Source organism: Streptomyces sp. NPDC023838, from assembly GCF_040639555.1.
Lineage (GTDB): Bacteria > Actinomycetota > Actinomycetes > Streptomycetales > Streptomycetaceae > Streptomyces.
Genome location: NZ_JBFAAD010000002.1, coordinates 200,677 through 221,987, shown reverse-complemented (window position 1 = coordinate 221,987; position 21,311 = coordinate 200,677). Strand labels below are relative to the sequence as shown.

The window sequence follows — 21,311 nt, the reverse complement described above, 5'->3', positions numbered from 1 at the left end:
GTGCTGGGGATCGGGCTGCTGGGGGGCGCGGCGGCGGGGACGTGGCTGACCGGGGGGTCCGGCGGAGCGGACGCGCGCGGCGGGTACACCGCCGCCCGCCAGATGTGGCACAGCACCCCCGTGGACACCCTCTTCCCGCCGACCCTCACCGGGAGCGGCGCAGGGCCGGGCGGGGCGGACCGCGTGTGGACCCGCGTGGGGGTCGCGCCCGACGCCGGGTGCGCCGGGGCCCTCGACCCGCTGCTGCTCAAGGTGCTCCAACCCGTCGGCTGCGCACGGCTGCTGCGGGCCACGTACACCGACGCCACCTCCACCGCCGTCACCACCGTCGGGCTCGTCTTCACCGAGGCCGACGCCGACGCGATGGCCACGCTGCGCACCCGCTTCAGCGACGAGTCCCTCGGCGACCGCGACGACCTGATGCCACGCCCGTACGCCGTCAAGGGCACCTCCGCCGCCCGGTTCGGCGACAAGCAGCGGGCGAGCTGGACCGTACGGGTCCTCACCGACGCCCCCGTCGTCGTCTACTCCGTCACCGGCTTCGCGGACGGCCGTACCGTCACCGACCCCCAGCCCGCCGACCGCGCCCTCGACGAGGGCGCGGCGGACGCACCCGTGGAGGCGGGGCTCACCTACGACGCCAAGGGCATCGCGGACCGCGTGGAACGGGCCCTGCGCAAGACCGCCGCCACCGGAACGAAGAAGCCGTCATGACCACCCCTCGGGCGACGCCCCGCCGCGCCGCCGCCCTCGCCACCGCCGCCGCCCTCGCGCTCCTGCTGCCCGCCGCCCCCGCGCACGCGGACGCCATCCGGGACCGCCAGTGGGAGCTCGCCGCCATGCACACCCAGCAGGCGTGGCGTACGACCAAGGGCAAGGGCATCACCGTCGCCGTGCTCGACACCGGGGTCGACGCCACCCACCCCGACCTCGCCGGACAGGTCCTCACCGGCAAGGACCTCGTCGGCTTCGGGGCCGGCCGCGGCAGCCGCGACTGGGCCCGGCACGGCACCGCCATGGCCGGGATCATCGCGGGCCACGGACACGGCGCGGGCGGCCATGACGGCGTCCTCGGCGTCGCCCCCGAGGCCAGGATCCTGCCGGTCCGGGTCATCCTCGAATCCACCGACCCGGCGCGCAAGAAGGCCCGGGAGTCACGCGGCGGCGCGCTCGCCGAGGGCATCCGCTGGGCCGCCGACCACGGCGCCGACGTCATCAACCTCTCCCTCGGCGACGACAGCGCCTCCGCGCACCCGGAGCCGTCCGAGGACGCCGCCATCCAGTACGCCCTCTCCCGGGGCGCCGTCGTCGTCGCCTCCGCGGGCAACGGCGGCGAACAGGGCGACCACGTCTCGTACCCCGCCGCCTACCCGGGCGTCATCGCCGTCGCCGCCGTCGACAAGTACGGCACGCACGCCGCGTTCTCCACCCGCCGCTGGTACGCCACGGTCTCCGCGCCCGGCGTGGACGTGGTGATAGCGGACCCGGACCGCAAGTACTACGAGGGCTGGGGCACCAGCGCGGCCTCCGCCTTCGTCTCCGGCGCCGTCGCCCTGGTCCGCGCGGCCCACCCGGGCCTCTCCCCGGCCCAGATCAAGACCCTGCTCGCGGACACCGCCCGCAACGCGCCCCGGGGCGGCCGCGATGACGCGCGCGGTTACGGCAGCGTCGACCCGGCCGCCGCGCTCGCCGAGGGCGCCCGCCTCAAGCCCGAGGTACGGACGAACACGGCGACCGGCCACGCCCGCACCTACTTCGGCGCGGGCCCCGACAAGCCCCGTGCGGCGAGCCGCCGAGGCGACTGGCTGGCGGCTCTCGCGGCGGGCGCCGGCGCGCTCCTGCTCGCCGCCTCCTTCACCCTGTGGCGCGGCAGCCGCCGACGCGCCCCGCACTGAGCGCGCTCACGCCGGCTCGCCCCGCACCCCGCACTGAGCGGACACACGCAGACCCCCGCGTCGCACCCCCCGCACCGAGCTCACAGGGCGAGCGCGCTCACGCCAGCGCCCCGCCCGCGACCCCGCACCGAGCGCGCTCACGCCAGCGCCCCGCCCGCGCCCCCGCACGCACCCCGTGCCGAGCACGCTCACGCCAGCGCCCCCCGCACGGCCGCCCGCGCCGCCCCCTCCACCGCCGACACCCCCGCCTCCATCGAGTCGTGGCCGTCCGACAGGACCGCCACCAGGAAGGTGCGGCCCCCGGCCGTGACGCTGCCGGTGCTGTTGACGACCCACAGGCCCGTCGCGCTCCGGGGCAGCCAGCCGTTCTTGACGGCCCGGCCGGTGCCCGCCGCCGACACGCCCCAGTCCTGGCCCGCGACCGTACGGCCCATCAGGGTGCCCAGATACCCCCGCGACCGCGTGTCCAGCGCCGACTCCGCCCCGAACACCGCCCGCAGCAGCGCCAGCCGGTCCCGCACCGTGGTCTGGGTCAGCCCCCACGCCGCCGCGCCTGCCGTCTCCGTCAGCCCGAGCCGTTCGTTCGCCGCGTCCAGCCCGGCCGCGCCGCCGATCGCCCGCCACAGCGCGGTCGCCGCGTCGTTGTCGCTGCGCTCGATCATCGCGGCCGCGTACGCCCGCTCCCGCCCGCTCAGCTCGCGGGCCGCGTCCTGGGCCCGCAGCAGCAGGGCCGCCAGGATGTCCACCTTGACGACGCTCGCGGTGTCGTACGTACGCCCCTCGCCCCCGGACACCCTCTCCGCGCCCCCCGCCAGGTCGTACACCCCCACCGACAGCGCCACGACCACCACCTCCTCCGTTGCCCGGCAGGACCCTACGGAAGGGCCTGGGCCCGGCCGCGGTTAGGCTCGTGCCGTGGCGCTCAAGAACATCCCGGACCCCGGTTTCTCCGACGACGACGGCACCGCCGACCCCGAACTCACCGCGGCGCTCGCCGCGTGGGCCGAGGACAGGGGGAGCGGCGCGGCCCACGCGCGCGTCCTGGCCGCGCTCCAGGGCGCCCGGCTGCTCGTCCCCGTCGTCGCCGTGCTCGGCGAGGTGGAGACCGACGAGAACGGGCTGCGGCGCGAGAAGACCAGCGACATGGCGGTGCCCACGCTCACCGCGGGCGACCGCAAGGCGCTGCCCGCCTTCACCTCCCTCGCCTCGCTCGCGCTGTGGGACCCGAAGGCGCGGCCCGTCGCCGTACCGCTGCACCAGGCGCTCCAGGCCGCCGCGCACGAGCGCGCCGACACGGTCGTCCTCGACCTGGCGGGACCCGTCGCGTACGAGCTGAAGGGCGGCGCGCTGCTCGCCCTCGCGGAGGGGCGCACCAGCGCCGACCCGCTCGACGACCCGGCCGTCATCGAGGCCGTGCGTACGGCGGTCGCCGCCGAGCCGGCCGTCCTGCGGGCCCACCTCGGCCCCGGCAGCGCCGACGGCACGCTCGCCCTGGTCCTGGCCGAGGGCGCGGTCCCGGCCGATGCCGCGCGCCGGGTCGTGGAGCGGCTCGCCGCCGACGAGGTGCTGCGCGCCCGGCTCGTCCAGGGCCTCGACCTCGCGCTGCTCCCGGCGGAGGCGGCGCAGCCGAACGAGCCGCTGTTCACGCGCTGAGCGCCGGTGCCGGAGCAGGAAGAAGCGCCCCCGGAATCCGGAGGCGCTTCAGGTCGTACGGTCGTACGTACTGCCGTGCGGAACTGACGGAACTGACCGGGACTAGCCGTACACCGGGCCCGTGTACTTCTCGCCCGGGCCCTGGCCCGGCTCGTCCGGGACGACGGACGCCTCGCGGAAGGCGAGCTGGAGGGACTTCAGGCCGTCGCGCAGCGGGGCGGCGTGGAACGAGCTGATCTCGGTGGTGCTGGCGTCGAGCAGACCGGCCAGCGCGTGCACGAGCTTGCGGGCCTCGTCCAGGTCCTTGTGCTCGTCGCCCTCCTCCGTCAGTCCGAGCTTCACCGCGGCGGCGCTCATCAGGTTCACGGCGACCGTGACGATCACCTCGACGGCCGGGACCTCCGCGATGTCGCGGGTCATGGTGTCGAAGTCGGTGGTCCCGGGGGATTGGGGGGAGGTCTCACTCATGCCTCACACGATAGGCGGTGGGACGGTGTGCGCACGATTGGCCCCCGTGCCGGTGTCCTGCTAACCTTGTGTAACGACCGGCCAGGCACTCCCATGTGCCCGGCCCACAAGTGGAGGCTCCGATCTCCCACCTGACTGCCCTCCGGGGCGGCGGGTCATCCGGTCAGACGGCCGCCATCGTTCCGTACGGACGATGGAGCCGTCCGATGTGCGCCCCGCGGTTGACCGCGGCGGTGCTCCGGTTGTTCATGGAGCCCCGCCTGTGTCCCGTCGGGGCATTTTTCGTATGTCGCGGCGGTTGGTCCGAGTGAAGACATACGCGGCTGTCTGCCAGACAGACGTGTGGTGCTACCGAGGAGGATCCATCAGCGCCGAGCCCCGCATCAACGACCGGATTCGCGTTCCCGAAGTGCGACTTGTCGGTCCCAGCGGCGAGCAGGTCGGGATTGTTCCGCTTGCCAAGGCCCTGGAGCTCGCACAGGAGTACGACCTGGACCTGGTCGAGGTCGCGGCGAACGCCCGTCCGCCCGTGTGCAAGCTCATGGACTACGGGAAGTTCAAGTACGAGTCGGCCATGAAGGCCCGTGAAGCGCGCAAGAACCAGGCGCACACGGTCATCAAGGAGATGAAGCTCCGGCCGAAGATCGACCCGCACGACTATGACACCAAGAAGGGTCACGTCGTCCGGTTCCTCAAGCAGGGCGACAAGGTCAAGATCACGATCATGTTCCGTGGTCGCGAGCAGTCCCGGCCGGAGCTCGGCTACCGACTGCTGCAGCGTCTCGCGGAGGACGTCCAGGACCTCGGTTTCGTCGAGTCGAACCCGAAGCAGGACGGCCGGAACATGATCATGGTCCTCGGTCCGCACAAGAAGAAGACCGAGGCGATGGCCGAGGCCCGCGAGGCGCAGGCCGCCCGCAAGGCGGAGCGCCAGGGTCTGCCGGCCGAGGCCGAGGACTCCGGTGCGGAGCCCGTCGCCGATGCGTCGGCGGATGCGTCGGCCGAGGAACCCGCCGAGGCCTGATCCCGGGCAGCCCGCCCAGGACTACCGATACACATGACGCTCCCGCGCGCCGGTCTCCGGACCGGCTGGGAGCGCCACTGACGAGGAGAGAACGGCGCTATGCCGAAGAACAAGTCGCACAGCGGTGCCAGCAAGCGCTTCAAGATCACCGGCTCCGGCAAGGTGCTCCGAGAGCGTGCCGGCAAGCGCCACCTGCTTGAGCACAAGTCGTCCAAGCTGACGCGTCGCCTCACCGGCAACGCCGAGATGGCCCCGGGCGACGCCAAGAAGATCAAGAAGCTTCTCGGCAAGTGACGTTCCTCCGCCTCCGGTGACCGGGGGCGGAACGTCGGGACCGGGACCTATTCGAATTCGGGCCGTGTGATCACCCACCACGGCCCCGCTACAAGGAGTTAACAAGTGGCACGCGTCAAGCGGGCAGTCAACGCCCACAAGAAGCGCCGGGCGATCCTCGAGGCGGCCTCCGGCTACCGCGGTCAGCGTTCGCGCCTGTACCGCAAGGCCAAGGAGCAGGTCACCCACTCGCTGGTCTACAACTACAACGACCGCAAGAAGCGCAAGGGCGACTTCCGTCAGCTGTGGATCCAGCGCATCAACGCCGCTGCCCGCCAGAACGGCATGACGTACAACCGCCTCATCCAGGGTCTGAAGGCCGCCAACATCGAGGTGGACCGCAAGATCCTGGCCGAGCTCGCGGTCAACGACGCCAACGCGTTCGCCGCGCTCGTCGAGGTCGCGCAGAAGGCGCTTCCGAGCGACGTCAACGCGCCGAAGGCCGCGTAAGCGCCTGACGGCTTGTTGAGCCGGACCCCGGACCCGCAGGCCATCGGCCTGCGGGTCCGTGCGTTCCGGTGGCTTATGGCCCCCCGGCCCCGCTTTCAGCCGCGGGTTGTGGGTGGCTGGTCGCGCCCACGCGGCGGAGCCGCACATGTCACAGCCCCGCGCCCCTGGAAGCGCCCCTTCGGGGCGCCCAGGGGATTGCCGCGCAGCGGCATGCTCAGGGGCGCGGCGAACTGCGCGAGCAACCCACCACGGTCCGCAGATGAACACCGGGCCCAGAAGCGGCGCGGGGAACTGCGCGAGCAGCCACCCACGGCCCCCTGGACCCCCGCCCCCTCGTAGAGAGAACCCCGCGACCCCATGCCCACGCCCGAGCTGATCTCCCCCCGCTCCCCCCGCGTCGCCGCCGCGAAGCGGCTCGCGCGGCGCAACTTCCGGGGGAAGGAGCGCCGGTTCATCGCCGAGGGGCCGCAGGCCGTCCGGGAGGCCGTGGAGCACCGGGTGGGCGGTGAGGCGACGCTGACCGAGCTGTTCACCACCGTCGAGGCCGCCGAGCGGTACGCGGACATCGTGGACGCCGCCCGCGACGCCGGGGCCCGGGTGCACTACGCGGACGACGAGGTGCTCGCCGAGGTCTCGCAGACCGTCACCCCGCAGGGCCTCGTCGGCGTCTGCCGGTTCCTGGACTCGCCGTTCGAGGAGATCCTCAAGGCCCGGCCCAAGCTCGTCGCCGTCCTCGCGCACGTGCGCGACCCCGGCAACGCCGGCACCGTCCTGCGTTGCGCGGACGCCGCCGGCGCCGACGCGGTCGTCCTCACCGACGCCTCCGTCGACCTGTACAACCCCAAGTCGGTGCGCGCCTCGGTCGGCTCGCTCTTCCATCTGCCGGTCGCCGTCGGTGTGCCGGTGGAGCAGGCCGTGCGGGGGCTGCGGGACGCCGGTGTGCGCATCCTGGCCGCCGACGGGGCGGGCGAGGACGACCTCGACGACGAGCTCGACGCGGGCACCATGGGCGGCCCCACCGCCTGGATCTTCGGCAACGAGGCCTGGGGCCTGCCCGACGAGACCCGGGCCCTCGCGGACGCCGTCGTACGCGTCCCGATCCACGGCAAGGCCGAGAGCCTCAACCTGGCGACCGCCGCCGCGGTGTGCCTGTACGCCTCGGCGCGGGCCCAGCGCCCCCGCACTCCTCGCTGAGGGGGTCCGCACCGTCACCTCCAGCTAGTAGTGTGGCGGGCTCGGGGGCCCACTGTGCGCTTCGGAGAGGTGGGATACGGGGATGGCTGTCGGCGTGAGGACCATCGGCGAGAATGCCCTGGTGTGTGCTTCCGGTGGCCGGGACGCGCTGGGGATAGACCCCGAGGACCTGCCCGACGGTCTCGTCGTCGCCGACGAGAAGGGCCGGGTCATCTGCTTCAACGCGGCGGCCGCCCGGATCACCGCGGTCGCCAAGCGCGACGCGATCGGCGAGGAGCTGGAGCGCGCCCTGCCCCTTGAGGACCTCAAGGGCCGCCGCTGGTGGCAGCTGACCGATCCGTACGGCGGTCTCGCCATCCGCGTCGGCCAGCCCGAGCGGAACCTGCTGCTGCCGGGCGGGCGCGAGGTGCTGGTCTCCGCGCGGTACGTGCGCGAGCACCCCACCGGCCCGGTCCGCCGGGTGGTGGTGAGCCTGCGCTCCACCGAGGCGCGCCGGCGCACCGAGCGCAGCCACGCCGAGCTGATCGCCACCGTCGCCCACGAGCTGCGCTCGCCGCTGACCTCGGTCAAGGGGTTCACCGCGACGCTGCTCGCCAAGTGGGAGCGGTTCACGGACGACCAGAAGCGGCTGATGCTGGAGACCGTCGACGCCGACGCCAACCGCGTCACCCGGCTGATCGCCGAGCTCCTGGACATCTCCCGGATCGACTCGGGCCGCCTGGAGGTGCGCCGCCAGCCCGTGGACATGGCGGCCGCCGTCGGCCGGCACATCCAGGCCCATGTGGCCTCCGGGCAGGCCCCCGACCGCTTCCTCGTCCGCATCCAGCGCCCGCTGCCCGATCTGTGGGCGGATCCGGACAAGATCGACCAGGTCCTGGGCAACCTGCTGGAAAACGCGGTGCGCCACGGCGAGGGAACCGTCACCATCGAGGTAGCACCCGCGCCCGTCCGCATCGACGAGCACGACGAGAAGGGAACGGCCGTCACCGTGAGCGACGAAGGCCCCGGCATCCCCGAGGAGTCGATGGGCCGCGTCTTCACCCGCTTCTGGCGGGGCAGCAAACGCGGCGGCACCGGCCTCGGCCTCTACATCGTCAAGGGCATCGTGGAGGCGCACGGCGGGACGATCGCGGTGGGCCGCGGATCCGGCGGCGGCGCCGAGTTCCGATTTATCCTGCCCGTCAGCGCCCCGGCCTACCTCCAGTAGCGACCGCCGGGCCGCCCACGGGCGCATCCGCATTCCCTCACCCCGTTAGACTCGACCTTTGGCGCGTTCGTGTCCGTGCTGTCGCGCGGCCCAGTCGCAGTCGCGGTGGCGGGACCCCCAGCCAAGCCAATCGGAAGTACGGGAAGAGATGTCGGCACCCAATAAGTCGTACGACCCTGTTGAGGTCGAGGCACTGAAACCGGAAGAGATCGAGCGCATGCGGGACGAGGCGCTCGCCGCCTTCGCCGCGGCCGGTGACCTCGACGCGCTCGCACACGCGAAGACCGCGCACGCCGGTGGCACCTCGCCCCTGTCGCTCGCCAACCGTGAGATCGGCGCCCTGCCGCCGCAGGCCAAGGCCGCCGCGGGCAAGCTCGTGGGCATGGCCCGCGGCGCCGTGAACAAGGCGCTGGCCGCCCGCCAGGCCGAGCTGGAGGCCGAGCGCGACGCGCGCGTCCTGGTCGAGGAGGCGGTGGACGTCTCGCTGCCGTACGACCGCGTACCGGCCGGCGCCCGCCACCCGCTGACCACGCTCTCCGAGCGCATCGAGGACATCTTCGTGGCCATGGGCTACGAGGTGGCCGAGGGCCCGCAGGTCGAGGCCGAGTGGTTCAACTTCGACGCGCTCAACATCGGCCCGGACCACCCGGCCCGCGGCGAGCAGGACACCTTCTTCGTCCAGGGCCCGGACGGCTCCGCCGACTCCGGTGTCGTGCTGCGCACCCACACCTCCCCGGTGCAGATCCGCTCGCTGCTCGACCGTGAGCCGCCGGTGTACGTGATCTGCCCGGGCCGGGTCTACCGCACGGACGAGCTGGACGCCACGCACACCCCCGTCTTCAACCAGGTCGAGCTGCTCGCCGTGGACGAGGGCCTGACCATGGCGGACCTCAAGGGCACCCTGGACCACATGGTCCAGTCGCTCTTCGGCCAGGACATGAAGACCCGGCTGCGGCCGAACTTCTTCCCGTTCACCGAGCCGTCCGCCGAGATGGACATGGTCTGCTACGTGTGCCGCGGCGAGTCCGTCGGCAACCCCGACCGCCCCTGCCGCACCTGCTCCAGCGAGGGCTGGATCGAGCTCGGCGGCTGCGGCATGGTCAACCCGAAGGTGCTCATCGCCTGCGGCGTCGACCCCGAGAAGTACAGCGGATTCGCCTTCGGCTTCGGCATCGAACGCCTGCTGATGTTCCGCCACAACGTCGAAGACATGCGAGACATGGTCGAGGGTGACGTCCGGTTCACCCGGCCGTTCGGGATGGAGATCTGATGCGGGTCCCGCTTTCTTGGCTGCGGGAGTACGTCGACCTGCCGGCGACGGAGACCGGCCGTGACGTCCAGGCCAAACTCGTCTCCGCCGGCCTGGAGGTCGAGACCGTCGAGCAGCTCGGCGCCGGCCTCAAGGGCCCCCTGGTCGTCGGCCAGGTGCTGACCATCGAGGAGCTGGAGGGCTTCAAGAAGCCCATCCGCTTCTGCACGGTCGACGTCGGCACGGCCAACGGCACCGGCGAGCCGCAGGAGATCGTCTGCGGCGCGCGCAACTTCCAGGTCGGCGACAAGGTCGTCGTGGTGCTCCCCGGCGCCGTGCTGCCCGGCGACTTCGCCATCGCCGCGCGCCAGACGTACGGGAAGACCTCGCACGGCATGATCTGCTCCGGCGACGAGCTGGGCATGGGCGACGACGGCAGCGGCGGCATCATCGTCCTGCCGCCCGAGCACGAGGCCGGCACCGACGCCATCGAGCTCCTGGAGCTCGTCGACGAGGTCCTGGACATCGCGGTGACCGCCAACCGCGGCGACTGCCTGTCGATGCGCGGCGTGGCCCGCGAGACCGCCATCGCGTACGGCCTGCCGCTGCGCGACCCGGCGCTGCTCGACGTGCCCGCGCCCAACTCGTACGGCTACCCGGTGAAGATCGCCGACCCGATCGGCTGCGACCGCTTCACCGCGCGCACCGTCGGCGGCCTCGACCCCGAGGCCCGCTCCCCGATCTGGCTCCAGCGCCGCCTCCAGAAGGCCGGCATGCGCCCGATCTCGCTCGCCGTCGACGTCACCAACTACGTGATGATCGAGCTCGGCCAGCCGCTGCACGCCTACGACCGCACGCTCGTCGACGGCCCCATCGGGGTCCGCCGCGCCGAGCCCGGCGAGGTGCTCACCACCCTGGACGGCGCCAAGCGCAAGCTGGACGCCGCCGACCTGGTCATCACCGACAACCGGGGCCCGATCGGCCTGGCCGGTGTGATGGGCGGCGCCAACACGGAGATCGCCGACTCGGTCACCGACCCGGAGACCGGACAGGTCAAGGGCACCACCGAGGTGGTCATCGAGGCCGCGCACTTCGACTCGGTCGCCATCGCCCGTACCGCGCGCCGCCACAAGCTGTCCTCCGAGGCGTCCAAGCGCTTCGAGCGCGGCGTCGACCCGCTGGCCGCCTCCGCGGCCGCCCAGCGGACCGTCGACCTGCTGGTGCTGCTCGCGGGCGGCACCGCCGAGGCCGGCGTCACCGAGGTCCTCGCGCCGTCCGCGCCGCGCACGATCTCCGTCGCCGCCGACCACCCGGACCGGGTGGCGGGCGTCGACTACGGCCGCGAGACCGTCGTGCGCCGCCTCCAGGAGATCGGCTGCGACGTCTACGGGCAGGACGAGCTGGTCGTCACCGTCCCCACCTGGCGCCCCGACCTCACCGAGCCCAACGACCTCGCCGAGGAGGTCATCCGGCTGGAGGGGTACGAGAACCTGCCCTCCACCCTGCCGAAGCCGCCCGCCGGGCGCGGTCTCACCGAGCGCCAGCGGCTGCACCGCCGGGCGGGCCGCGCGCTCGCCGGGGCCGGTTACGTCGAGGCGCTGAACTACCCGTTCGTCTCCGAGCAGGTCTTCGACCAGCTGGGCCTGGAGGCCGGTGACCCGGCCCGCCGCGTCGTGAAGCTGGTCAACCCGCTCAACGACGAGGAGCCGGCGCTGCGCACCACGCTGCTGCCGGGGCTGCTCACCGCGCTGCGCCGCAACGACGGCCGCGGCAGCCACGACCTGGCGCTCTTCGAGACCGGTCTGGTCTTCCTTCCCCAAGCTCTCGACTCCGCTCGAGCAGGGGAGACCCCAATGGGCGAGCAGCAGGGCGTCGCCGTCCGGCTGCCCGTCGACCGCCGCCCCACCGACGAGGAGATCGCCGCGCTCGACGCGGTGCTGCCCGCGCAGCCCCGGCACGCGGCCGTCGTCCTCGCCGGTGCCCGCGAGCAGGCCGGCTGGTGGGGCAAGGGCCGCCCGGCGGACTGGGCCGACGCGGTCGAGGCCGCCCGGACCCTGGCCCACGAGGCGGGCGCCGAACTCATCGTCCAGCAGGGTCAGTACGGGCCGTGGCACCCGGGCCGGTGCGCCGAGCTCGCCGTCGTCATCGACAGCGAGATCGTGGTGATCGGCCACGCGGGCGAGCTGCACCCGCGCGTGGTCAAGGCGCTGAGCCTGCCCGAGCGCACCTGCGCGATGGAGCTGGACCTGGACCTGCTGGCGAAGGCGGGAGAGGGCGCCCTGCGGGCGCCGCGGATCTCCACCTTCCCGGTGGCCACCCAGGACGTGGCGCTGGTCGTCGACGCGGAGGTCCCGTCCGCCGCCGTCGAGTACTTCCTGCGCGGCGGCGCCGGTGAACTCCTGGAGTCCATCCGGCTGTTCGACGTCTACACCGGTGAGCAGATCGGCGAGGGCAAGAAGTCGCTGGCGTACGCGCTGCGCTTCCGCGCCGCCGACCGCACGCTGACCGTCGAGGAGGCCTCGGCCGCCCGCGACGCGGCGGTGGCCCTGGCCGCCGAGCGCACGGGCGCGGTGCTCCGCGGGGCGTGACCTCGGGCAGGACCTGTGAAGGGCGCATCCGAATCTCCGGGTGCGCCCTTCGCGCATGTCTCACACGTCCTCACTCGTTCGGGTGAGAAGAAGGGGCGATGTGGGCAAAGGGGCCGGAGCGTCGACAGAATCAATCCGGCCGTGAAGGCCGGTGGAGGGGTAGAGGGGCACAGGGGAGAACGGTGCACGGGCCCGGACAGGCCCAGGGGGGCCGATGGCATGATCCGTAGCAGGAGTTGGACGGCGGCCTGCGCGAGTGCCCTCGGCACGGGACCGGGGCTCGCACTCGCGCTGCCCGTCCTGTGGCTGGTCCTGGTCGTCGTCTGGCAGCTCACCTGCCCGCTGGCCACCGACGATTCCATGGGCCTGCGGATCGCCACCTGCGTGGCCTTCCTGCTCGCGGTGATCTGTCTGGTGCACGGCGTACGGCTGGCTGCCGCGCGGGAGTTGCGGCTCGTCCAGGAGGTCGCCGACGCCGCACAGCGGGTGCTACTGCGCCCCCCGCCGCCCCGCATCGACGGGCTGACGGTGGCCGCCGGACAGCTCTGCGCGGGCCCCGGCGAGCTGGTCGGCGGCGATCTGTACGAGGCGATGGCCACGCCGTACGGGGTGCGGGTCGTCATGGGCGATGTGCGCGGTCACGGCCTCGGCTCGCTCGGCGCGGTCGCCGCGGTGCTCGGCAGCTTCCGCGAGGCCGTCCACGACGAGCCCGACCTCGCGGGCGTGCTGCGACGCCTGGAGCGGGCGCTGCAACGGCACTTGCGCGAGCGGGCCCGGGCCGAGCACCCGGCCTGCCGCGCGGGCGAGCCCGAGAGCCCGCTCGCCGAGGAGTTCGTGACCGTACTGCTCCTGGAGATCCGCGCCGACGGCCTGGTGTTCGCCCTCAACTGCGGTCATCCGTGGCCCTACCGGCTGTGCGGCGGCGCCGAGGAGCTGCTGCCCGGCGACCCGCTGCCGCCGCTCGGCTGCTTCCCGCTCCCCGCCGAACTGCCGCTGCAGCTGTGCACCCGGCTGCTGCCCGGGGAGGCGCTGTGTCTGCACACGGACGGTGCCGAGGACGCCCGGGACCGCGCCGGGCGGTTCTTCCGGCTGCAGGAAGTACTCGCCCGGGCGGCCCTGGACACCCCGCTGTCACCCGCCGCGGTGGTCCACTGCGTACAGCGGGAGCTGCTGCGGCACACCGGCGGACGGCTCGCCGACGACGTGGCGCTGATGGTGCTGCGCAACGACCGGGTGTGCCTGCCTGAGCGGCCCGGAGCCGTCCGGGCCGCTCAGGCGCAGCGCTGAGGCGGTCCAGGGCCTGCCCGGCGGATCTGGTCGGCACGCGTGCGCCGTCGGCCCTGCCGCGGAGTGACGGGCAGTTCGGCAGGACCGGCGGCGCCGGGAGCGGGCCGCCGCACTGTACGAGGGGGAGCCGGCGGCCCGACACGCCTCTGTGGAGAGGCAGTTCAGTCAATCGGCAGCCGCCTCGCCGCGGCAGAGTGCGCGGCGCATAAATGCGAGTACTCCCTTCACACCCCGTGTGAACGCGCCTCGTTTACGCTGGGTCCACCGAGCCAACGGAGGGCCTGATGCAGCCCAATACCCTGCTCGACGCGCTGGTCGACGAGGCCGGCATCTCGAACGCCGGGCTCGCGGCCCATGTGAACCAGGCCGGACGTGCCAGAGGTCTGGCACTGAAGTACGAACACACCGCCGTGGCACGGTGGTTGAAGGGTCAGCGGCCGCGCGGCCAGGTGCCCGACCTGATCTGCGAGGTGCTGGCGGCCCGGCTGCACCGCCCGGTCACCCTCGACGACATCGGGCTCGGCGTGCCGGGCGAGCCGGCCGCGCCGGTGGGCTCGCCGCTCGCCGGGTTCGTGGAGCGCGCCACCGCCCTGTGGCGCTCCGACGAGCAGCAGCGCCCGCACATACTGGGCGCGCCCGCCGTCACCGGCACCCCGGCCGTGATGCCGGTGTGGGAGTGGGAGAACCCGCCGGAGGACACCGATGTGTCCCGGCACGGCCAGACCGCGGTGAGCGAGGGCGACATCGAGATGCTGCGGGCGGCCCGCGCGCACTACGAGCTGATGTACCGCAAGGCCGGGGGCATCGCCACCCGCTCGCGCATCGTGGGCTTCCTCAACGCCGAGACCGCGCCGCTGCTGCGCGGCTGCTACACCGACCAGACCGGCCGCCAGCTGCACCGGGCGACCGGGGGACTGGTCGCGATCGCCGGGATCTGCGCGTACGACTCCAACGCCCAGGGCCTGGCCCAGCGTTACTTCCACCAGGCGCTGCGCCTCGCGAAGGCGAGCGGGGACCGGGGGCTCGGCGCGTATGTGATCGCCCTGCTGGTCAACCAGTCGCTGTTCATGCGCGACTACCGCCAGGCGGTCGCGTTCGCGGAGGCGGCGCTGCGGGCGGCGGGCCACCAGCTCACCGCGGCGCTGGCCGCGGATCTGCACGCGATGCAGGCGAAGGCGTACGCGCACCTCGGCGACGGGCCCAGCGCGCTCGGCGCGATCCGCGGCGCCGAGCGGGCGGCCGAGCGGATCCGGCCGAAGAACGAACCCGCCGAGACCGGCTACGTCCAGCCGGGCCTGGTCAACGTCCAGGTGGCGGAGGCCCTGCTGCGGCTCGGCGATCTGCCGGCCGCGCGCGAGCAGGCGGGACTGGCGGCGCACGCCCCCTCGCACGACCGGGGCAGGGTGCACCGCCTGGCGATGCTCGCGCAGATCGAGCTCCGGCAGGGCGAGGTGGACCGGGCCGTCGCGACGGCGGTCGAAATGGCCGAGCGGGCCCGGGGGATGGAGTCGCAGCGGTTGCGCGACCGGTTGCGCGTCGTACGCGAGCACCTGGTCGAGAGCGGTTGCGCCGGCGCCGACGAAGCCGCCGAGCTGATCGACGGGGCACTGCGCGTTCCCCTGTGAGCGCGTGCCTGCTGCGATATTGCCATCTACTTGTCGGAAGGTGGCAAAAACGTGCAGTGGACGAACCTGAGTGAACAAACTGTGTACGAGAACCGCTGGTTCCGCGTCAATCTCGCCGACGTCGCCCTCCCGGACGGGCGGCACCTGGACCACTTCGTGATCCGGCTCCGCCCGGTCGCCGTGGCGACCGCCGTCAACGAGGCCAACGAGGTGCTGCTGCTGTGGCGGCACCGGTTCATCACCGACAGCTGGGGCTGGGAGCTGGCCGCCGGGGTCGTCGAGGACGGCGAGGACATCGCGGCCGCGGCCGCCCGCGAGATGGAGGAGGAGACCGGGTGGCGGCCGGGCCCGCTGCGCCATCTCCTCACCGTCGAGCCCGCCAACGGGCTCATCGACGCCCGGCACCACCTCTACTGGTCGGAGTCGGCCGAGTACATCGGCTACCCCGAGGACGACTTCGAGTCGTCGCGGCGCGAGTGGATACCGCTCAAGCTGGTACCCGACATGATCGCCCGCGGCGAGGTCCCGGCCGCCAACATGGCGGCCGGACTCCTGCTCCTGCACCATCTGCGGCTCGGCGACGGCTAGCCGGCCGTCGGTACCACGCTCACCGCCCCAGTGCCTGCCAGACCGCCACGGTCAGCGCGCCGAGGGCGGTGAGCACCGTGAGCGCGGGCAGCGGCCACCTCGTGTGTTCCAGGGACGCCACCCGCATCCCCAGCTCGGTCAGTTCGCGTTCGCTCTGGTCGTCGCGGTGGGTGAGCAGCGTCAGCTGCCCGTCGATGCGGGCCAGGCCCACTTCCAGGGAACGGCGTAACTCGAACAGTTCGTCGACGGCCATCGGGTGGCCGGGGTCGCTCGGCACGGCGAGGCTCCTTCGTCATTGTGGCGGATCGCCATTGACTTTCCGTCGAGGAGTCAACTCGCCCTGCTCCAGGGGCGGGAGAGTGTGCGAAGAGCATATGCGGGTTCGCGGCGCACACCGGGTGTGAACGCGGCGGGCCCGGCCCTCACACAGAGGAACCGGGCCCGGCGACAGGCGTCTCGGAAGGACTCAGGCGTACGAGTAGAAACCGGACCCGGTCTTGCGGCCCAGGCGTCCCGCGTCCACCATGCGCTGCAGCAGCGGCGGCGCCGCGTACAGCGGCTCCTTGAACTCGTCGTACATCGAGTCCGCCACCGAGGCGACCGTGTCCAGACCGATGAGGTCGGACAGCTTGAGCGGACCCATCGGGTGGGCGCAGCCCAGCTCCATGCCGTTGTCGATGTCCTCGCGGCTGGCGATGCCCGACTCGAACATCCGGATCGCGGAGAGCAGATACGGGATGAGGAGGGCGTTGACGACGAACCCCGAGCGGTCCTGGGCGCGGATCGCGTGCTTGCCGAGGACCTTCTCCACCATGGCCTGGGCCCGGCTGAGGGTGCCCTCGGAGGTGGTGAGCGCCGGGATCAGCTCGACGAGCTTCTGCACCGGGGCCGGGTTGAAGAAGTGGATGCCGATGACCTGGTCGGGCCGCGAGGTCGCGACCGCGAGCTTCACCAGCGGGATGGAGGAGGTGTTGGACGCCAAGATCGCGTCCGGACGGGTCACCACCTGGTCGAGCACCTGGAAGATCTCGGTCTTGACCTGCTCGTTCTCGACCACGGCCTCGATGACGAGATCGCGGTCGGCGAACTCACCGAGGTCGGTGGTGAAGCTGAGGCGCGCGAGCGTCTCGTCGCGCTCCTCCTCGGTGATCTTGCCGCGCTCGGCGGCCTTCGAAAGCGAGTTGTGCAGCCGGGTGCGGCCGATCTCCAGGGCTTCGCCGGTGGTCTCGGCGACCTTCACGTCCAGGCCGCTACGGGCGCAGACCTCCGCGATGCCGGCCCCCATCTGGCCGCAGCCCACCACTCCGACGCGTGCAATATCTCCCGTAGGGCCCGTCACATCGCTGCCTTTCGCTTCTGACAGAAAAGTCCTGGCGGGTCCCCCGTGTGATTCCGGTGCCCGTCCCGGCCCACGACGTTACTCCGCGCCTGCGTGTGGATCACGGGGTGGGGCGGGCATGCTGTGCGCAACACCGGACATTCACGGCCACGAGGAGGTCACCAAGTGGGACGGATCACTCGGCGGGGACTGCTGGCGGCCACCCTCGCGGCCGGAGCGGCGGGCTCGACGAACGGGCTGGTCACAGCGGGTGCGGCGACTGCGGCGGAGGGTGCGCCCGGGGTCCTGGCGACGCCCGGTCCGGGCCGTCCCTGGAACCCGCCCCGGCCGCTGGAGTTCCGCGGGATGTGGCTGGCCACGGTGTCCAACCTCGACTGGCCCTCACAACCGGGTCTGACCCCGGCCCAGCAGGAGGCCGAGCTCCTCGCCCACCTCGACCGTGCGGCGGACCGAAGACTCAACGTGGTGGCGCTCCAGGTCCGCCCCACCGCCGATGCCCTGTGGCCGTCCCCGTACGAGCCGTGGAGCCAGTACCTGAGCGGCGTCCAGGGCCAGGACCCCGGCTGGGACCCGCTGGGCACCGCCGTCCGCGAGGCGCACCGGCGCCGCCTGGAGCTGCACGCCTGGTTCAACCCCTACCGGGTGGCCAACCACACCGACCCCTCCAGACTCGTGCCGACCCACCCCGCGCGCGTGCACCCCGACTGGGTCGTGGCGTACGGCGGACGGCTCTACTACAACCCGGGGCTGCCCGAGGTCCGCCGCTTCGTGCAGGACGCGATGCTGGACGCGGTCGCGCGCTACGACGTGGACGCGGTGCACTGGGACGACTACTTCTATCCGTACCCGGTGGCCGGGCAGACCTTCGCGGACGACGACGCGTACGCCCGGTACGGCGCGGGCTTCCCGGACCGTGCCGCCTGGCGCCGCGACAACATCGACAGGCTGGTACGGGAGACGGCCGCCCGGATCAAGCAGATCCGCGGCCGGGTGAAGTTCGGGATCAGCCCCTTCGCGGTCTGGCGCAACGCGGCGACCGACCCGCTCGGCTCGCCCACCACGGCCGGCGTACAGACCTACGACGACCTGCACGCCGACACCAGGAAGTGGGTGCGCGAGCACTGGATCGACTACATCTGCCCGCAGGTGTACTGGAACATCGGCTTCCAGGCCGCCGACTACGCCCAGCTGGTTCCCTGGTGGGACGCGGTCGCCCGGGGCAGCGGCACCCAGCTGATCATCGGGGAGGCGCTGTACAAGGCGGGGAACCCGGCGCAGCCGCCCGCCTGGCAGGACCCGGCCGAGCTGTCCCGCCACCTCACGCTCGCTCGGAAGTACGCCTCCGTGCGGGGCCACTGCTTCTTCTCGGCGAAGGACGTGGCGCTGGACCCGATCGGCGCCATGGCACGCGTGGTCGCGGACCACTATCCGGGACGGGTGCGGCCGTGACCGCGCCGCCTACTCCTGCGCCAGGTGACCGCGCCGTCTGCTCCTGCGCCAGGTGACGCGCCGCCTACTCCTGCGCCAGGTGCCTGACGACGGTGTCGGGCCCCGGGGACATCAGGGTCTCGTGCCCGTCCTCGAACCGCACCCGGTACGGCGGGGTCCCGTCGGGCCCCAGCACCTCGATGACTTCCGCGCTCCGGTCGTGCTGTCCGACGGTTCTGCCATGGACCAGCAGCCGGTCGCCCACACTCGCTCGCATGTGCTCATGTTAGGGCGGGCGGGCCGAGTCGAGCCCGTGCGGATGAGCCATGCGTGGCGCCGCCCGGCGGTTTCAGGCCGCCGCGCGCTGCGTCACCGCGATACAGACCAGCACGCCCGCGGCGGCCAGCGGGGCGGCGGGGGAGAGGTGCTCGCCGAGCAGCAGGACCGCCCAGACCAGCGTCAGCAGCGGCTGCGCCAGCTGGAGCTGGCTGGCCCGGGGCACGCCGATGGCGGCCATGCCGCGGTACCAGACGTACAGCCCGAAGAACTGCGACCCGGCCGCCACCCACAGCACGCCGAGGACGCCGTGCGCGTTCAGATGGACCGGCTCGGCGGCGAGCGCGACCGCCGAGCCGAGGACGGCGAGCGGCAGCGTCAGGATCAGCGCCCAGCCGATCACCTGCCACCCCGGCATCACCCGGGCGAGGCGTCCGCCCTCGGTGTATCCGGCGGCGCACACCAGCAGCGCCCCGAAGAGGAACAGGTCGCCGGTGGAGAGGGCGCCGCCGCTCTGCTGCACGGTGAAGGCGACCACCACCCCGGCTCCGGCCAGCGCGGCCGCCCAGAAGGCGCGGGAGGGGCGGCGGCCGGTCCGCAGCGCGGAGAGCGCGGCGGTGGTCAGCGGGAGCAGGCCCACGACGACCGCCGCGTGCGAGGTCGTCGAGGTCTGCAGGGCGAGCGTGGTCAGGAGCGGGAAGCCGACCACGGTCCCGCCCGCGACCACCGCGAGCCCGGCCCAGTGCCGCCGCTCGGGCAGCGGCACCCGGCCCACCAGCAGGAAGGCAACGGCGATGAGCCCGGCGAGCAGGCTGCGGACGGCCACGAGCGACCACGGGCCGAAGCTCTCCAGGCCCCAGGCGGTGGCCGGGAAGGTCAGCGAGAAGCTGACGACGCCGAGCCCGGCGAGGAGCGCGCCCTGTCGCGAGGCGGCGGGTGCGGCCCTGTTCGCCGTCCTGTCCGCGGTTCTGCCTGTGGCCCGGGCCGCGGGCGTGTTCCGGGCGGCTGCGGTGCGGACCGAAGGGCCCCCGACCGCTATCGTTGTCCGGGCAGTAGCGCTATCCTGTGCTGTCATGCAAGAGCGTAGCAGTGTGGCCGAGCTGGCGACCATCCTCAAGAGCGAACTCGACCGCTACTCCGTAGGTGGAAAGCTGCCGTCGAGCCGGGCCCTGGTCGAGAGGCACCGGGTCTCCCCGGTGACCGTCTCGCGGGCGCTCGCCAGACTCGCCGCCGAGGGCCTCGTCGTCACCCGGCCCGGCTCCGGGGTCTTCCGCGCCGAGCCCCGTGCGTCCGCGTCCGGCGCCGGCGACACCTCCTGGCAGGAGGTCTCGCTCAGCGCCGACGGCGCCACCGACGCGGTGCCGCGCGCGGTCGACGCCTCCGGGGTCCTGGCCACCCTCGCCGCGCCACCACCCGGAGTGATCGAGTTCAACGGCGGCTACCTCGCCCCCGCCCTCCAGCCCGAGCGCGCGATGGCCGCCGCCCTCGCCCGCGCCGGGCGCCGCCCGGGCGCCTGGGGGCGGCCGCCCACCGACGGGCTGACCGAACTGCGCGATTGGTTCGCGCGCGAGATCGGCGGCACGGTCACCGCCGCCGAGGTGCTGATCTGCGCCGGGGGCCAGTCCGCGCTCACCACGGCGCTGCGGGCGCTGGCGGCGCCGGGCGCGCCGGTCCTGGTGGAGTCGCCCACCTATCCCGGCATGCTCGCGGTGGCCCGCGCCTCGGGGCTGCGGCCGGTGCCGGTCCCGGTCGACACCGACGGGGTGCGCCCCGACCTGCTCGCGGCCGCCTTCCGGGCCACCGGCGCCCGCGTCCTGGTCAGCCAGCCGCTCTTCCAGAACCCGACGGGCGCGGTGCTCTCCCCGGCCCGGCGCGCCGAAGTGTGCGCGGTGGCACGGGAGTTCGGGGCGTTCGTCATCGAGGACGACTTCGCGCGGCTGCTCGCCCACGCGGACGCGGGCCCGCTGCCCGCGCCGCTCGCCGCCGACGACCCGGACGGCGTGGTCGTCCATGTCCGCTCGCTCACCAAGGTGGCCTCGCCCAGCCTGCGCGTCGGCGCGCTCGCCGCCCGCGGCCCGGTCCTGGAACGGCTGCGCGCGATCCAGGTCGTCGACAGCTTCTTCGTGCCGCGCCCGCTCCAGGAGGCGGCCCTGGAACTGGTCGGCTCCCCGGCCTGGCCCCGCCATCTGCGGTCCGTGTCGCAGGAGCTGGGCGACCGCCGGCAGGCCATGGCGGCGACCCTGGCGGCCCACCTCCCCGAGCTGGACGTGCCGCACCTGCCCTCCGGCGGCTACCACCTCTGGCTGCGCCTGCCCGACGGCACGCCCGAGGACGCGGTCGCCGCCGCGGCCCTGCGCTCCGGCGTCGCCGTCGCCCCCGGCCGCCCCTACTTCAGCGCCGAACCCCCCGCCGCCCACCTGAGGCTGTGCTTCGCGGGCGTGGCGGGCCGGTCCGAGATCGAGGAGGGGGTACGGCGACTGCGCACGGCGTACGAGGAGGTGGGCGCGGGGGGAGCGGTGTGAGCGGGCGCCGGGACCGCCGTCGGCCTGGGCCTCTCGGCCAGCCGTGGGCGGTGCTGGCCCAGGCGGCTCGGCCGGCCGTGGGCGGTGCTGGCCCAGGCGGCTCGGCCGGCACTGGGCGGTGCTGGCCCCGGCCTCTCGACCAGCCGCAGGCGGTGTCGGCTGCGGCGGCTCGACCAGCCGTCGGC

21 protein-coding genes are annotated in these 21,311 nt (G+C 73.4%); 15 read left to right on the top strand and 6 right to left on the bottom strand.

Translation table 11 applies throughout. The annotated features are described in order from the left end of the window. Positions 1–714, top strand: coding sequence for a hypothetical protein (locus AB0G17_RS03290; RefSeq protein ID WP_361374944.1), 714 nt, complete (start codon positions 1–3; stop codon positions 712–714). After that, positions 711–1,895 carry a type VII secretion-associated serine protease mycosin gene (gene mycP / locus AB0G17_RS03285; RefSeq protein ID WP_361374942.1) on the top strand — a complete coding sequence of 395 codons (1,185 nt, stop codon included), beginning with the start codon at positions 711–713 and terminating at the stop codon, positions 1,893–1,895. Before AB0G17_RS03290 ends, mycP begins: the two co-directional genes overlap by 4 nt. 188 nt (positions 1,896–2,083) lie before the next feature. On the opposite strand, the gene AB0G17_RS03280 is transcribed toward mycP, so the two are convergent. Next, positions 2,084–2,725: a serine hydrolase gene (locus tag AB0G17_RS03280; protein WP_361375332.1), complete on the bottom strand. Its 642-nt coding sequence runs from the start codon at positions 2,723–2,725 to the stop codon at positions 2,084–2,086. Between the two features lie 85 nt (positions 2,726–2,810). Here AB0G17_RS03280 and AB0G17_RS03275 point away from each other — a divergent pair, with 85 nt between their 5' ends. Next, the gene (locus tag AB0G17_RS03275; RefSeq protein ID WP_361374940.1) at positions 2,811–3,548 is read left to right on the top strand and encodes an SseB family protein; all 738 of its coding nucleotides are present in this window, start codon (positions 2,811–2,813) and stop codon (positions 3,546–3,548) included. A 102-nt stretch (positions 3,549–3,650) separates the two neighbouring features. Here AB0G17_RS03275 and AB0G17_RS03270 read toward each other — a convergent pair whose 3' ends face one another. Then, positions 3,651–4,016 (bottom strand): DUF1844 domain-containing protein, encoded by a 366-nt coding sequence (locus tag AB0G17_RS03270; RefSeq protein WP_361374938.1) that lies wholly within the window; start codon positions 4,014–4,016, stop codon positions 3,651–3,653. Positions 4,017–4,356: 340 nt separating this feature from the next. Between AB0G17_RS03270 and infC the strand changes: the two genes are divergently transcribed. The 10 genes from infC to AB0G17_RS03220 all read left to right on the top strand — a co-directional run bounded on the left by infC (position 4,357) and on the right by AB0G17_RS03220 (position 15,561). Further along, positions 4,357–5,040 carry a translation initiation factor IF-3 gene (gene infC, locus AB0G17_RS03265; protein ID WP_361375330.1) on the top strand — a complete coding sequence of 228 codons (684 nt, stop codon included), beginning with the start codon at positions 4,357–4,359 and terminating at the stop codon, positions 5,038–5,040. Positions 5,041–5,139: 99 nt separating this feature from the next. Then, positions 5,140–5,334 (top strand): 50S ribosomal protein L35, encoded by a 195-nt coding sequence (rpmI, locus tag AB0G17_RS03260; protein WP_030754426.1) that lies wholly within the window; start codon positions 5,140–5,142, stop codon positions 5,332–5,334. A 105-nt stretch (positions 5,335–5,439) separates the two neighbouring features. Then, positions 5,440–5,823: a 50S ribosomal protein L20 gene (gene rplT / locus AB0G17_RS03255; RefSeq protein ID WP_003970214.1), complete on the top strand. Its 384-nt coding sequence runs from the start codon at positions 5,440–5,442 to the stop codon at positions 5,821–5,823. Between the two features lie 357 nt (positions 5,824–6,180). Continuing rightward, entirely contained in the window at positions 6,181–7,017 is an 837-nt protein-coding gene (locus tag AB0G17_RS03250; RefSeq protein ID WP_361374935.1) for an RNA methyltransferase, read from the top strand. An 82-nt stretch (positions 7,018–7,099) separates the two neighbouring features. Then, the gene (locus tag AB0G17_RS03245) at positions 7,100–8,224 is read left to right on the top strand and encodes an ATP-binding protein (RefSeq protein ID WP_361374933.1); all 1,125 of its coding nucleotides are present in this window, start codon (positions 7,100–7,102) and stop codon (positions 8,222–8,224) included. A gap of 148 nt (positions 8,225–8,372) precedes the next feature. Further along, the gene (pheS, locus tag AB0G17_RS03240; protein ID WP_361374931.1) at positions 8,373–9,494 is read left to right on the top strand and encodes a phenylalanine--tRNA ligase subunit alpha; all 1,122 of its coding nucleotides are present in this window, start codon (positions 8,373–8,375) and stop codon (positions 9,492–9,494) included. Beyond that, positions 9,494–12,061, top strand: a complete 2,568-nt coding sequence (pheT, locus tag AB0G17_RS03235) for a phenylalanine--tRNA ligase subunit beta (RefSeq protein WP_361374929.1) — start codon at positions 9,494–9,496, stop codon at positions 12,059–12,061. The genes pheS and pheT overlap by 1 nt, the downstream gene beginning before the upstream one ends. A 219-nt stretch (positions 12,062–12,280) precedes the next feature. After that, positions 12,281–13,348, top strand: coding sequence for a PP2C family protein-serine/threonine phosphatase (locus tag AB0G17_RS03230; RefSeq protein WP_361374927.1), 1,068 nt, complete (start codon positions 12,281–12,283; stop codon positions 13,346–13,348). 284 nt (positions 13,349–13,632) lie between these two features. Next, positions 13,633–14,973 (top strand): transcriptional regulator, encoded by a 1,341-nt coding sequence (locus AB0G17_RS03225; protein WP_361374925.1) that lies wholly within the window; start codon positions 13,633–13,635, stop codon positions 14,971–14,973. 51 nt (positions 14,974–15,024) lie between these two features. Then, positions 15,025–15,561 (top strand): NUDIX domain-containing protein, encoded by a 537-nt coding sequence (locus AB0G17_RS03220; RefSeq protein ID WP_361374923.1) that lies wholly within the window; start codon positions 15,025–15,027, stop codon positions 15,559–15,561. A gap of 19 nt (positions 15,562–15,580) precedes the next feature. Here AB0G17_RS03220 and AB0G17_RS03215 read toward each other — a convergent pair whose 3' ends face one another. Both AB0G17_RS03215 and AB0G17_RS03210 read right to left on the bottom strand, forming a co-directional pair. Then, entirely contained in the window at positions 15,581–15,838 is a 258-nt protein-coding gene (locus AB0G17_RS03215) for a hypothetical protein (RefSeq protein WP_361374921.1), read from the bottom strand. Positions 15,839–16,027: 189 nt separating this feature from the next. Continuing rightward, positions 16,028–16,900 (bottom strand): 3-hydroxybutyryl-CoA dehydrogenase, encoded by an 873-nt coding sequence (locus AB0G17_RS03210; RefSeq protein WP_361374919.1) that lies wholly within the window; start codon positions 16,898–16,900, stop codon positions 16,028–16,030. A gap of 165 nt (positions 16,901–17,065) precedes the next feature. On the opposite strand from AB0G17_RS03210, the gene AB0G17_RS03205 reads away from it, so the two are divergent. Then, positions 17,066–18,349 (top strand): family 10 glycosylhydrolase, encoded by a 1,284-nt coding sequence (locus AB0G17_RS03205; RefSeq protein WP_361374917.1) that lies wholly within the window; start codon positions 17,066–17,068, stop codon positions 18,347–18,349. 64 nt (positions 18,350–18,413) lie between these two features. On the opposite strand, the gene AB0G17_RS03200 is transcribed toward AB0G17_RS03205, so the two are convergent. Continuing rightward, positions 18,414–18,605, bottom strand: coding sequence for a DUF1918 domain-containing protein (locus tag AB0G17_RS03200; protein ID WP_361374915.1), 192 nt, complete (start codon positions 18,603–18,605; stop codon positions 18,414–18,416). 72 nt (positions 18,606–18,677) lie between these two features. Further along, positions 18,678–19,679: a DMT family transporter gene (locus tag AB0G17_RS03195; protein WP_361374913.1), complete on the bottom strand. Its 1,002-nt coding sequence runs from the start codon at positions 19,677–19,679 to the stop codon at positions 18,678–18,680. Here AB0G17_RS03195 and AB0G17_RS03190 point away from each other — a divergent pair. Beyond that, positions 19,678–21,126 carry a PLP-dependent aminotransferase family protein gene (locus AB0G17_RS03190; protein ID WP_361374911.1) on the top strand — a complete coding sequence of 483 codons (1,449 nt, stop codon included), beginning with the start codon at positions 19,678–19,680 and terminating at the stop codon, positions 21,124–21,126. The two genes, AB0G17_RS03195 and AB0G17_RS03190, sit on opposite strands and share 2 nt — an antisense overlap. Positions 21,127–21,311 lie beyond the last annotated feature (185 nt).